This is a genomic window from Streptomyces sp. NPDC111520, assembly GCF_055635295.1.
Genome location: NZ_JBVKBW010000017.1, coordinates 171,613 through 183,584 on the forward strand (window position 1 = coordinate 171,613; position 11,972 = coordinate 183,584).

An 11,972-nucleotide genomic window follows, 5' to 3' on the forward strand; every position below is an offset into this window, starting at 1 on the left:
CCCGGCGGGCGCGGCTGACGGCAGCTCTCCCCGTACGTGAGCAGGCCGAGGCGTCACCGGGCGAGTGGTCGAAGTGCACACGGGGCTCATCGGCCCCAGTGGCACCACGCATCGTCGTGGTTCTGTCAATGGGCTGTCAACCTGGGGCGACGCAAAGACTCGTGGAGCGAGGTTTCGATCCTGCTCACGGCGGTCATGGCGCCGAAGGCCAGCAGCCGCACCAGATCGGCGTCGTAGGGGTCGGGATCGGCGATCCGCCAGGCCTCCGCGTCGGCCTCGGTGATCCGGTACGGGGCGAGGGCGGCGAGCAACGCCAACCGGGCGCCGGGGCGTTCGGCGGCGGGCACGGCTGCGAGCGCCGCGGCGGCCGGATCGCCGCCGAGCGGCGGCGGCGTGCCGTCCCAGGCGTCCACGGCGGCCACGACCGCCTCCCGGGCCGTGTCGCCCAGCCGTTCCCCGCCGGCGGCCGCGGCCCGCCGCAGCGCCGCGAAGGCGGTGCCCACCGGGGCGTCGGCGGCCCACCGCGGCGCGGGCCCGGCCGGGCCGCGCAGCAGGGGCAGGCTGGCCCCGGGCGGCAGCGGCCTGCGGACGGTGCGGGCCAGCGCCCGGCCGCCGAGGCTGCGCACCAGCCGCAGCCGCTGCAGCCCGCCGGGGAGCAGGTCCTCGGTCAGCAGCGCGGACACCATCCGGTTGACGAAGTGGAAGGCGAGGGCGGTGCCGACGAACTCCGGCGCGTCCCGCGGGGCGAAGGGGTACGCCGCGGCCGCCGGGGCGCCGGGGGTCGCGGTCGCCCTGCCCCAGGCGACCAGCGCCGCCTGCCCGGGGTCGCCCGGCGTGCCGCCGCGGGCGACGGTCTCGGCGAGACGGTGGTCGCCGGTGGCGTGCAGCAGGACGGTGTGCGCGTCCACGCAGAACGGGCAGCGGTTCGCCGCCGACACCCCGACGGCGACCAGTTCCTTGTCGGCCCGCGGCACGCGGCCGGCGAGCAGCGACTCGCGCAGCACGGCCCAGGCCGCCGCGAGCAGGTCGGGGGCGGCCGACAACGCCACGAAGGTGGGCGCGTGACCGATGCCGAAGTCGGCGGCGAGCTGGGCGTAGACCGCGGCGGTCCGGCCCGTGGCGCCGCCGGGCGGCGCGGGGGTGGTGAGACGGAAGGGCGTGGGCATGGCCGGGCCTCCTCGCTGACGGGCTCGTGGACGCTGGTGTGCGCGACGGGTCGATCGTGGCCGTCCGGGGGCCGTCCGGTCGTCGTCCGCGGGAAGGGACCTGCCGCTGCTCCGGGCGCCGCGGGCGCGGGCCGCACTACTCCGCCGGGAGTAGCCGCGGAGCCGTCTTCGGGGAGGACGTGCCGCCCGGTGCGGCGGCGTAGGGTGCGGGCATGGGTGGCACGCTGATCGGGCGTCAGGGATGGGCCGGGCTGCGGGGGTGGCGGGGCCTCGCCTTCGACGCCGTGGCGGGTCTCGTCCTCGCCGCGGGAGTCCTGCTGCTGCCCGGCGGGCCGCACCCCGCGAACGCCCTCGACCTGGCACTGGGCCTGGTGGGCACGCTGGCCGTGTGCGGGAGCCGCCGCCGTCCCGCGGCGGCGCTGCTGCTGTGCACCGGCTGCATGCTGGCGTACGCGCTGCGGGTGCACCCCGGGCCCTCGGCGGCGTTCCCCGTGCTGGTCGCCGTCCACATGACCGTCAGGGCGGGCGGCAAGCGGCTTCCGGTGCAGGTGTCGGCCCTGACGTTCCTCGCCGGCTACCTCGCCTCCGGGCAGCCCGCGCCCACCTCCGCGCAGTCCACCGCGCTGCTGCTCGGCTGGTTCCTGGCCTCGGTCGCCATGGCCGTGGTGGGCCGGCACCGCCGGGCCTACCTGGAGCAGCTGGAGCGACGGGCCCTGGACGCCGAACGCACCCGCGAGGAGGCCGCGTTGCGCCGGGCCGGCGAGGAGCGGCTGCGGATCGCCCGGGAGCTGCACGACTCGCTCACCCACAGCATCTCGATCATCAAGCTGCAGGCCGGGGTCGCCGTGCACCTGGCCCGCAAGCGCGGCGAGGAGGTGCCCGACACGCTGCTGGCGATCCAGGAGGCGAGCGGGGAGGCGATGCGGGAGCTGCGCGCCACCCTGGAGGTGCTGCGCGGCACCGGCGGCAGCCACGGGCTGGACCGGATCGAGGACCTGGTGGAGCGCTCGCGCACGGCCGGGCTGCCGACCAGCGTCACGGTCGGCGGACGCGAACGGCCGCTGGCCGACGGGGTCGACCGGGCCGCGTACCGCATCGTGCAGGAGGCCCTCACCAACGTCACCCGGCACGCCGGGCCGGAGCCCCGGGCCACCGTCCGCATCGAGTACGGCGACCGGGAACTGGTCGTGCAGGTCGACGACGACGGCACGGCGACCCCCGCCGACGGCACGGTGCCCGGGGTCGGGCTGACCGGGATGCGGGAGCGGGTGGCCGCGCTCGGCGGACGGCTGCGGGCGGGGCCGCGGCCCGAGGGCGGCTTCTCCGTACGGGCCGAACTCCCCCTGGACGCGCTGCCGGCGGCCGCCGCGGCGAAGCCGGGCGGGGCGCCGCTGGAGGAGGTGTCGTGATCCGTGTGCTGATCGTCGACGACCAGGCCCTGATGCGGGCCGGTTTCCGCGCCCTGCTCGACGCCGAGGAGGGCATCGAGGTGGTGGCCGAGGCGGGCGACGGGCAGCAGGGCGTCGAACTCGCCCGGCGGCACGTGCCCGACGTGGTGCTCCTGGACGTCCAGATGCCGGTCCTCGACGGGATCGGCGCGACCCGGCTGATCGCCGCCGACCCGCGGCTCGCCGGGGTGCACGTGGTCATCCTCACCAACTACGGCCTGGACGAGTACGTCTTCGACGCGCTGCGCGCCGGCGCCAGCGGCTTCCTGCTGAAGGACACCGAACCCGCCGACCTCGTCCAGGCCATCCACGTCGCCCGGCGCGGCGACGCCCTGCTCTCCCCCGCCATCACCCGCAGGCTGATCGGCGAGTTCGTCTCACGGCCGCCCGACGCCACGCACGTGGCGGGCCTGGAGGCGCTGACCAACCGGGAGCGCGAGGTGCTCGCGCTCGTCGCCCGCGGGCTCAGCAACGACGAGGTCGCCGGGCGGATGGTCATCAGCCCGCTGACCGCCAAGACCCATGTGAGCCGCGCGATGACCAAGCTGGGTGCCCGCGACCGCGCCCAACTCGTCGTCTACGCCTACGAGTCCGGGCTGATCACACCGAAGGGTTCGCCGCCGCGACCGTCGTGGCCAGCCCCAGGGCCTCCCGGGCCCTGACGGCCTCGCCGTGACCGCTGTGGGCGTCGGCGGCCTCGTAGTGCTCGTAGTAGGCGTCCGCGTCCTCCGCCTCGGCGGCCCTGGCCCACAGAACGCGGGCCTTCCCGGCCTCCGCCGCGAGCGCCGCGACCGGTTCCGCGGCGCGGGCCGGCCAGTCGTGGGCCTCGAGCGCCCGGGCCTCCGCGGCGAGGGCCACCGCGACCCGGCCGGCCCACTCCCGGTAGCCGTCGAGGTCGTCCTCGACGTACTCCTCCTCGGGCCCCTTGGCCATGACCTCGTTGAGGGCGCCGGCGGCTTCGAGGTAGGCGAGTTGGTGCGCGTCGAGGGTGCTCGCGTCCTGCCGCAACGAGCCCTCGAGCGTCCCCTTCGCCTTGCCGAACACGCAGGTCACCGCACGGTCGCCGAGCTTCCAGCTCTCCCGGTCCGGGGCGTAGTAGTACACCTTGACGTCCGGCGGGACCGCCCAGCTGTCCATGGCGTAGCCGTCGGCCAGCCGCCGGCAGCGCTCCTCCACACGGTCCTCGAGCGCCGCGTCGCCCGGGTAGTCCTGGGACCCGGGCAGCCGGAACGCCCCGACCACCTCCGCCGCGTGCCGCCGGGCGCACGGCACGGCGTCCATGCCGGCTTCCGGGTCCTCCACGCCGGCGCCTGAGGTGCCGAAGCACTCGCCCCGGCGCAGCGAGAGTGCGCCGCCGTCCCGCGCCCCGTCCCGGGCGCCCTCCTTGAAGCCCTTGACGAAGGCGCCCGCGCCACCGGCGAGCACGAACGCGCACAGCAGCGTGCCGACGGCCGACAGCACCAGCCCGGTGACGGCCATGCCCCTGCCGCGCGCGCCCGTCCGCCTGATCTGCACCAGCGCGATGCTCCCCAGCACGACACCGGCCACCGGCGGCAGGCACAGCAGCCCGGTCACCAGCGCGGCCACGGCGAGCCCGTTCAGCGGCGCCCGCCGCGCCACGGGCGGGAGCACCGGCCGGTCGGGGTACGAGGGAAACGACGGAGGCTGCACGGAACGGCTCCTCACGGAAGGGCGAAGCGACGAACGCCCGCGCGAATATATCCCTCCCCCGGCCCCCTGCATCCGGTGGCCACCGCCAGGGTTCCGGCGCACACGTCCGAGCACGGCGAGGCCTTCGACACCGAGATCACCGTGGACGTCTGCTGCGGCTCCCTCTTCCTGTCGCAGGCCCGGGGACTGGTCCGCTTCGGCAGCATCAACCCGGTGGCCGCCGACCCGGCCCCGTACCCCGTAGGCGATGCGGGGCGGGGCGGGTTCAGGACGGGCAGAGGGTCTGCTCCAGCACCGCGTTGATGGCCTTGGCCTCTTCCTCCGTGACCTGGTGGCCGGCGCTGCCGAAGCGCGACTGGGCGGCGGCCGCCGCGTTGCCGCCGCCGGTGATGGTGGCGCACTGCTGGCGCGCGTTGGCCACGGCCTTGTCGGCGTCGGCGGCCAGGGCCGGGTCGACCGCCTTGAGCGCGGCGACGAGCGCCGCGCGTTCGGCCCCGGTCGGCTCCTGCGGGACGCCCTCGCTGATGTCCGGCACCTTCGAACCGGGCGCCCCGGCGGACGGCGTGGCGCCGCCGCCGGGCTCGCCGGCGTCGTCACTGCCGGAGCTGCAGGCGGGGACAGCGAGGAGTACGGCGGCGAGCAGCGCCGCGGCACTGAGGCGTGTACGCATCATGCCCGCCATGGTGGCGCCCGGCGCCCCCGGCCTCCGCCGCTGCGCGGTTTCCGTCGCCGTGCTGTGACCTACGGGGACAACGATCGGCTGCCCGTCACCGTGCGCGGCCGTCGCGGGTCGCTACCAGACGTATCGCAGCCCGAGCGCCGGCGCCTGAGGGTCGGCGACCACCGAGTCGTCTACACGATCGACAACGGGGAGCGCGATGAGCGCGTCAACGGTTGACCGCCCTTGATTCCAGCGCGTCATTGCGCCTCCACGTCAAGGTTCAGCTGTACTAGCGGACGTTCGCGAACGCTGGTGAGGAATGGATCGCCCGCAGGGGCCTCTGGACCGATGAGTCGCTCATGGCCGGATGCCAGGCGGGTGGCTGGTTGCGGGGGTGCAAGTTGCGGAAAACCCCGGGCCGGGATGGTTGGCCCTCCAGCCTGAGCTGCGGGCCGTTAACGTGAAGCCATGACCGCACTGCCCGACTGGATGCGCCCGCCACGCGCGGAAGGCTGGTTCGCGGAGGACCTCGACCGCCTCCCCGAGGCACCCCGCCACACCGAGCTGATCGATGGAGCCCTCGTCTTCCTGATGTCGCCCCAGAGGTGGTGGCACGGCCACCTCGTCACCATGCTCACCGTCGCACTCATGGAGCAGGTGCCCGCCGACACCAGAGTCGGCCGCGAGATGACCATCAAGCTCGACCAGCGCAACCGTCCCGAACCGGACCTGCTGGTGACGACGGCCGATTTCGACGGCGACCGTACCTGGTTCGCACCGGAGGATGTCCGGCTCGTCGTCGAAGTCGTCTCCCCGGAGTCCGCCCATCGCGATCGCACAGTCAAACTCCGCAAGTACGCGGAGGCCGGCATCCCGCACTACTGGTGCATCGAGGACGAGAGCGGGGCACCTGTCGTCCACGTCTACGAGCTCGACGAACCCACCGGCGCCTACGCGCCCGCCGGGATCTTCCGAGGCACCCTCCAGCGCCCGGTGCCCTTCCCGGTCAGCCTGGACCTCGACAAGCTCACGCCACCCCGAAGCAGTTGAAAAGTCGGCACGAAGTCAGCACGGGAATGCAGCAGGGGTCGGACTCGCCGGAGTCCGACCCCTGCCGACTTGCACGTTTGACGAAATCATCTCACGTGCAGTAACGAATCGATTACACGTTGAAGCGGAACTCCACCACGTCGCCGTCCTGCATGACGTAGTCCTTGCCCTCCATGCGGGCCTTGCCCTTGGCGCGGGCCTCGGGGATGGAGCCGATCTCCACCAGGTCGTCGAAGGAGACGATCTCCGCCTTGATGAAGCCCTTCTGGAAGTCGGTGTGGATGACACCGGCGGCCTCGGGGGCGGTGGCGCCCTTCTTGATCGTCCAGGCCCGGGCCTCCTTGGGGCCCGCGGTGAGGTACGTCTGCAGGCCGAGGGTGTCGAAGCCGACCCGGGCGAGGGTGGCGAGGCCCGGCTCGTCCTGGCCCATGGACTGCAGCAGCTCCAGGGCCTCGTCGTCCTCCAGCTCGATGAGCTCGGACTCGATCTTGGCGTTCAGGAAGATCGCCTCGGCCGGGGCGACCAGGGCCCGCTGCTCGGCCTTGAAGGCCTCGTCGGCCAGCTCGTCCTCGTCGACGTTGAAGACGTAGAGGAAGGGCTTGGTCGTCAGCAGGTGCAGCTCGTGCAGCAGGGCGCCCTTCTCGGTGCCGGCGGTGATGCCGGCGGAGAACAGCGTGCGGCCGTCCTCCAGGATCTGCTGGGCCTCCTGGACGGCGGCGAGCACCGAGGCCTTCTCCTTCTGGAGGCGGGCCTCCTTCGTCAGCCGCGGCACGACCTTCTCGATGGTCTGCAGGTCGGCGAGGATCAGCTCGGTGTTGATCGTCTCGATGTCGTCCTTGGGCGACACCTTGCCGTCGACGTGGACCACGTCCGGGTCGACGAAGGCCCGGATGACCTGGCAGATCGCGTCGGACTCGCGGATGTTCGCGAGGAACTTGTTGCCCAGGCCCGCGCCCTCGCTGGCGCCGCGCACGATGCCGGCGATGTCGACGAAGTCCACGGTCGCGGGAAGCTTGCGCTGCGACTCGAAGATCCCGGCGAGCGTGTCCAGACGCGGGTCGGGGACGCCGACCACGCCGACGTTGGGCTCGATCGTGGCGAACGGGTAGTTGGCCGCCAGCACGTCGTTCTTGGTCAGGGCGTTGAACAGGGTCGACTTGCCGACGTTCGGCAGGCCGACGATTCCGATCGTGAGCGACACGTGACGACTTCCCGTAGCGAGATGTGGGTGGAATGGGCCGCCGCGCCCGGGCGGGGCGACCGGCGGACCGATCCACCAGTCTACGGAACGCAGCGGCCCCCGGGTGGGCCGCGCCCCGAGCAGCCCCCTGAGGCGGTGAAAAGTCGTGTCCTGCCCCCGTTTCCCCCCTCCCCGGCGCCTACGTTGGGTGCGTGGAGCAACACAGTGCGCGCACACCCCACAAGAACGGTGCCCCCACCGCCGCCTCCCCGCTGCCGCGGCCGGTCCGCCCGCAGCGTCGCCCGCAGGGCGCGACAGCCGTCCGGGGCGGTCTGCCCCGGGGGCAGTTGCTGCTGCGGGTGGCACGGCTGCGCCGGACGGAGCCCCGGCTGACCGGACTGGGCACGGGCGTCTTCCTCACGCTGACCGCGCTCGCGGGCGGCGCCGCGGACTCGCTGATCACGGGCGAGCCCGGCACCCTCTTCGGGGTCGTCTTCCTGCTGGCCTGCCTCGCCGCAGGCGCCTTCGTACGGCCGTACGACCTGTCGGCGGCGCCGGTCAGCGCGCCCATCGCCTTCACCATCGCGCTGGCCGTGACGGCCGACGGCGACGGCGGGGGCTTCACGGGCCATGTGATGGGCCTGCTGACCGGACTGGCCACCCTGACGGGCTGGCTGTACGGCGGCACGGTCGGTGCCGCGATGATCGCGGCCGGGCGGAAGGTGGCCTATGTGATGCGCGAACGGCGCCGCTGACGGCGCCCGCCGCCGCGGCCCCGGGTGGCCGGGGGGGTGCCCCACGGGCACCGGTCCCCGGCCACCTCGCCGGCCGCCGCGGTCAGGAGCGGACCGCGGCCGCCGCCATGCCCGCGCCGACGATGCCCGCGTTGTTCTGCAGCGCGGCCGGCACGATCTCGGCCCTGATGCCGGTCAGGAGCGGAAGGAACTTGTCGGCCTTGCGGCTGACCCCGCCGCCGAGGATGAACAGCTCGGGCGAGAAGAGCATCTCGACGTGGGCGAGGTACTTGTGCACGCGCTTGGCCCAGTGCTCCCAGGTGAGGCCCTCGTCGTCCTTCGCCTTGGTGGAGGCCTTCGTCTCGGCGTCGTGGCCGTGCAGTTCGAGGTGGCCCAGCTCCGTGTTGGGCAGCAGGGCGCCGTCGATGAAGACGGCGCTGCCGATGCCGGTGCCGAGGGTGAGCACGATGACCGTGCCCTTGCGGCCGCGGCCCGCCCCGTACTCCATCTCCGCCATGCCGGCGGCGTCCGCGTCGTTGAGCAGCGTCACCGCGCAGCCGACCTTCTGCGACAGGAGCCCGGCGGCGTCCATGTCGATCCAGCCCTTGTCGACGTTCGCCGCCGTACGTGTCATGCCGTGCGTCACCACTCCGGGGAACGTGGCCCCCACCGGGCCCGTCCACCCGAAGTGGTCCACGACCTGCTTCACGCACTCCGCGACGGCGTCCGGGGTCGCGGGATGGGGGGTGAGCACTTTGAAGCGCTCCTCCGCCAGGTCGCCACGCCCGAGGTCGACCGGGGCACCCTTGATGCCCGATCCGCCGATGTCCACACCGAAAACGCTCATGCCCCAACGCTACGACGTGGCACGGTCGGTCACCCCTCGGAGGTGTCGCCCCGCATGAGTTCGCCGGCCTCCGCGCGCAGGTCGCGGCGGAGTTCCTTGGGCAGCGAGAAGGTGATCGACTCCTCCGCGGCCTTGACGATCTCCACGTCCTCGAAGCCGCGGGCGGACAGCCACTCCAGCACCTGCTCGACGAGCACCTCGGGCACGGAGGCGCCGGAGGTGACGCCGACCGTGGAGACGCCGTCCAGCCACGCCTCCTCGATCTCGTCGGCGAAGTCGACCAGGTAGGCGGCGCGGGCGCCGGCCAGCTTGGCGACCTCCACCAGGCGCACGGAGTTGGAGGAGTTGCGCGAGCCGACGACGATGACCAGGTCCGCCTCGGCGCCCATCTGCTTCACGGCCAGCTGCCGGTTCTGCGTGGCGTAGCAGATGTCGTCGCTCGGCGGCGAGATCAGCAGCGGGAACTTCTCCTTGAGCGCGTCGACGGTCTCCATGGTCTCGTCCACGGAGAGCGTGGTCTGGGAGAGCCAGACCACCTTGGACGGGTCGCGGACCTCGACCTTCTCGACGTCGCCGGGGCCGTCGACCAGGGTGATGTGGTCGGGGGCCTCGCCGGAGGTGCCGATGACCTCCTCGTGGCCCTCGTGGCCGATCAGGAGGATGTCGTAGTCCTCGTTCGCGAACCGCACGGCCTCCTTGTGGACCTTGGTGACCAGGGGGCAGGTCGCGTCGATCGTGGCGAGCCGGCCCTTGGCGGCCTCCTCGTGGACGACCGGGGCGACGCCGTGGGCGGAGAACATCACGATCGATCCCGGCGGCACCTCCTCCGTCTGCTCGACGAAGATCGCGCCCTTCCGCTCCAGGGTCTGCACGACGTACTTGTTGTGGACGATCTCGTGGCGGACGTAGATCGGGGCCCCGTACTGCTCCAGGGCCTTCTCGACGGCGATCACGGCACGGTCCACACCCGCGCAGTAGCCTCGCGGGGCGGCGAGCAGGACGCGGCGGGAAGTCGTAGCGGTCATGTGCCCATCGTACGGGCCCCGGACGGGGCCCCACCCCTGCCCCGGGTGCTCCGGACGGGGGTGCGGGGGCGGTCCCGGAGCGTCCCGGGGCGCACGCGCGGTGCCCGGCGGGACGGCCGGCCGGGGAGCGCGGGGCGGGCACACGGCGAGGGGGCTCAGCGGCAGCCGCGCCGGCCCCGTGCGGCACGGCGGGCGGCGAGCACCCAGCCGGTCGCCAGGGCGGCCCCCGCCAGGGGCAGGCAGCTGAAGCAGCCGCAGCCGGGTCCGTAGCGGCCGACGCGGAACCCGGCGTGGACCCGCGGCGGCCGTTCGGACGGGGTCCAGCCGTACCGGCCGGGTCGGCGCATGGGACCTCCCAGGACCTGTCGGTGGAGCCGGTGCCGCCGGCGGCACCGCTGCCCCCAGGGTGCGCGGGGGCGCGGGGCGGGGACAGCGGGGCGTGCCATTCGGGTCGGGCCGCGGGGGCGTCACTGTCCGTGGCGGGGGCTAGTCTCGGCGTATGGCTGTGAACACGTCCGCGGAGACGCCGATCCCGGTCGGCGAGGTGTCCCGGCTGATCGGCGGCTGGGTCGACCGGCTCGGTCCGGTGTGGGTCGAGGGGCAGATCACCCAGTTGTCCCGGCGCCCGGGGGCCGGCGTGGTGTTCCTGACGCTGCGCGATCCGTCGCACGACATCTCGCTCAGCGTGACGTGCCGCCGTGCGGTCTTCGACGCCTTCGACGGCGCGGTCGGCGAGGGCGCCCGGGTCGTGGTGCACGCCAAGCCGGAGTGGTACGCGCCGCGCGGCCAGCTGTCGCTGCGCGCGGCGGAGATCCGTCCGATAGGCGTCGGCGACCTGCTGCTGCGGCTGGAGCAGCTGAAGAAGCGGCTGGCGGCCGAGGGCCTGTTCGCGCCGGAGCGCAAGCGGCCGCTGCCGTTCCTGCCCCAGCTGATCGGGCTGGTCTGCGGCCGGGCCTCGGCCGCCGAGCGGGACGTGCTGGAGAACGCGCGGCTGCGCTGGCCCGCGGTCCGCTTCGAGGTGCGCAACGTGCCCGTCCAGGGGGCGTACGCGGTGCCGCAGGTGATCGAGGCGGTGCGCGACCTGGACGCCCGTCCCGAGGTCGACGTGATCATCGTGGCGCGGGGCGGCGGCAGCGTGGAGGACCTGCTGCCGTTCTCGGACGAGCGGCTGGTGCGGACGGTCGCGGAGTGCCGTACTCCGGTGGTGTCGGCGATCGGGCACGAGCCGGACACCCCGCTGCTGGACCTGGTGGCCGATCTGCGGGCCTCGACGCCGACCGACGCGGCCAAGCGGGTCGTGCCGGACGTGGGCGAGGAGCTGGCCCGGGTCGAGCAGCTGCGGCAGCGGTCGCTGCGGGTGATGCGCGGGCTGCTGGACCGGGAGGAGCGGGGGCTCGCCGCCGCGGTGAGCCGGCCGTGCATGGCGCGGCCCCAGCTGATGGTGGACGAGCGGGAGGAGCAGGTCGCCGCCCTGCTGGAGCGGTCCCGGCGGCATCTGCGGCACCGCCTGGAGCGGGCGGACGACGAGCTGGCGCACACCCGGGCCCGGGTCCTGGCGCTCTCCCCGGCCGCCACGCTGCAGCGGGGGTACGCGGTGCTGCAGCGCGAGGACGGTCAGGTCGTGCGTGCCGCGGACGAGGTGTCCGAGGAGGAGAAGCTGCGCGCCCGCGTGGCGGGGGGCGAGTTCACCGTCCGCGTCACGCGCTGACCGGCCACGGCCGCGGCGACGACGAAGGCGAAGGTCACCGGTCCGGGGACCGGTGACCGGTCATTCCTCCTCCGCGGCCTCCGGCCCCTCGCCTGCGGTGCCGCCGGACTCCTGCGCCAGGGCCGCGTCCAGCCGGGCGCGGGCGCCCTCCAGCCAGTCGCGGCACACCTTGGCCAGCTGCTCCCCGCGTTCCCACAGGGCGAGGGACTCCTCCAGCGTGGAGCCGCCGGCCTCCAGACGGCGAACGACGTCGACGAGTTCGTCGCGGGCCTGCTCGTACCCCAGCGTGTCCTGATCTGCCATGGCACCAGCCTAGGGCCGTCCTCCGACACGACGGCCGAGCGCGCAGGTCCCCGTCGCGGCCACGGGGTGCGGCACGGGGCTCTCCCCCCGTTATCTTTTTCGCGGTCCTGCAAGAGGGCCGCTGGCCTCCGGGCCCGGTATGACTGTTGCCCCCTGTCGAAGGGATGACCTGGGGGGTG

At 73.9% G+C, this 11,972-nt stretch carries 13 protein-coding genes and 1 pseudogene; 6 read left to right on the top strand and 8 right to left on the bottom strand.

Translation table 11 applies throughout. From position 1 onward, the window contains the following. Positions 1-125: 125 nt before the first annotated feature. Complete coding sequence (locus ACZ7MY_RS33070) at positions 126-1,166, bottom strand: carboxymuconolactone decarboxylase family protein (protein ID WP_499607175.1); 1,041 nt, start codon at positions 1,164-1,166, stop codon at positions 126-128. Between the two features lie 212 nt (positions 1,167-1,378). On the opposite strand from ACZ7MY_RS33070, the gene ACZ7MY_RS33075 reads away from it, so the two are divergent. Both ACZ7MY_RS33075 and ACZ7MY_RS33080 read left to right on the top strand, forming a co-directional pair. Continuing rightward, complete coding sequence (locus ACZ7MY_RS33075) at positions 1,379-2,575, top strand: sensor histidine kinase (RefSeq protein ID WP_499607177.1); 1,197 nt, start codon at positions 1,379-1,381, stop codon at positions 2,573-2,575. Then, positions 2,572-3,276 (top strand): response regulator, encoded by a 705-nt coding sequence (locus tag ACZ7MY_RS33080; RefSeq protein WP_499607180.1) that lies wholly within the window; start codon positions 2,572-2,574, stop codon positions 3,274-3,276. The genes ACZ7MY_RS33075 and ACZ7MY_RS33080 overlap by 4 nt, the downstream gene beginning before the upstream one ends. Here the strand turns inward: ACZ7MY_RS33080 and ACZ7MY_RS33085 are convergent. Beyond that, positions 3,215-4,285: a DUF4190 domain-containing protein gene (locus tag ACZ7MY_RS33085; protein WP_499607181.1), complete on the bottom strand. Its 1,071-nt coding sequence runs from the start codon at positions 4,283-4,285 to the stop codon at positions 3,215-3,217. The genes ACZ7MY_RS33080 and ACZ7MY_RS33085 overlap by 62 nt on opposite strands. Positions 4,286-4,550: 265 nt before the next feature. Next, positions 4,551-4,958 (bottom strand): hypothetical protein, encoded by a 408-nt coding sequence (locus tag ACZ7MY_RS33090; protein WP_499607183.1) that lies wholly within the window; start codon positions 4,956-4,958, stop codon positions 4,551-4,553. Between the two features lie 129 nt (positions 4,959-5,087). Here ACZ7MY_RS33090 and ACZ7MY_RS33095 point away from each other — a divergent pair. Both ACZ7MY_RS33095 and ACZ7MY_RS33100 read left to right on the top strand, forming a co-directional pair. Continuing rightward, positions 5,088-5,183 (top strand): annotated as a pseudogene (locus ACZ7MY_RS33095) (type II toxin-antitoxin system RelE family toxin); the annotation flags it as partial. A 231-nt stretch (positions 5,184-5,414) separates the two neighbouring features. Then, entirely contained in the window at positions 5,415-5,996 is a 582-nt protein-coding gene (locus tag ACZ7MY_RS33100) for a Uma2 family endonuclease (protein ID WP_499607185.1), read from the top strand. A 112-nt stretch (positions 5,997-6,108) separates the two neighbouring features. Here ACZ7MY_RS33100 and ychF read toward each other — a convergent pair whose 3' ends face one another. Beyond that, positions 6,109-7,197 (bottom strand): redox-regulated ATPase YchF, encoded by a 1,089-nt coding sequence (ychF, locus tag ACZ7MY_RS33105; protein WP_499607188.1) that lies wholly within the window; start codon positions 7,195-7,197, stop codon positions 6,109-6,111. Positions 7,198-7,388: 191 nt separating this feature from the next. Here ychF and ACZ7MY_RS33110 point away from each other — a divergent pair, with 191 nt between their 5' ends. Further along, on the top strand, positions 7,389-7,931 hold the full coding sequence (locus ACZ7MY_RS33110; RefSeq protein WP_499607191.1) for a DUF6542 domain-containing protein: 543 nt from the start codon (positions 7,389-7,391) through the stop codon (positions 7,929-7,931). Positions 7,932-8,013: 82 nt separating this feature from the next. Here ACZ7MY_RS33110 and ppgK read toward each other — a convergent pair whose 3' ends face one another. The 3 genes from ppgK to ACZ7MY_RS33125 form a co-directional block, all read right to left on the bottom strand. Then, positions 8,014-8,757, bottom strand: coding sequence for a polyphosphate--glucose phosphotransferase (gene ppgK / locus ACZ7MY_RS33115; protein WP_499607193.1), 744 nt, complete (start codon positions 8,755-8,757; stop codon positions 8,014-8,016). Between the two features lie 29 nt (positions 8,758-8,786). After that, positions 8,787-9,782 carry a 4-hydroxy-3-methylbut-2-enyl diphosphate reductase gene (locus ACZ7MY_RS33120; RefSeq protein ID WP_499607195.1) on the bottom strand — a complete coding sequence of 332 codons (996 nt, stop codon included), beginning with the start codon at positions 9,780-9,782 and terminating at the stop codon, positions 8,787-8,789. Between the two features lie 155 nt (positions 9,783-9,937). Further along, a complete protein-coding gene (locus tag ACZ7MY_RS33125; protein WP_499607198.1) occupies positions 9,938-10,129 on the bottom strand; it encodes a hypothetical protein in 192 nt (63 codons plus the stop codon). Positions 10,130-10,281: 152 nt separating this feature from the next. Here ACZ7MY_RS33125 and xseA point away from each other — a divergent pair, with 152 nt between their 5' ends. Further along, the gene (gene xseA, locus ACZ7MY_RS33130) at positions 10,282-11,490 is read left to right on the top strand and encodes an exodeoxyribonuclease VII large subunit (protein ID WP_499607200.1); all 1,209 of its coding nucleotides are present in this window, start codon (positions 10,282-10,284) and stop codon (positions 11,488-11,490) included. A 60-nt stretch (positions 11,491-11,550) separates the two neighbouring features. On the opposite strand, the gene ACZ7MY_RS33135 is transcribed toward xseA, so the two are convergent. Continuing rightward, entirely contained in the window at positions 11,551-11,793 is a 243-nt protein-coding gene (locus ACZ7MY_RS33135; RefSeq protein ID WP_499607203.1) for an exodeoxyribonuclease VII small subunit, read from the bottom strand. Between the last annotated feature and the right edge of the window lie 179 nt (positions 11,794-11,972).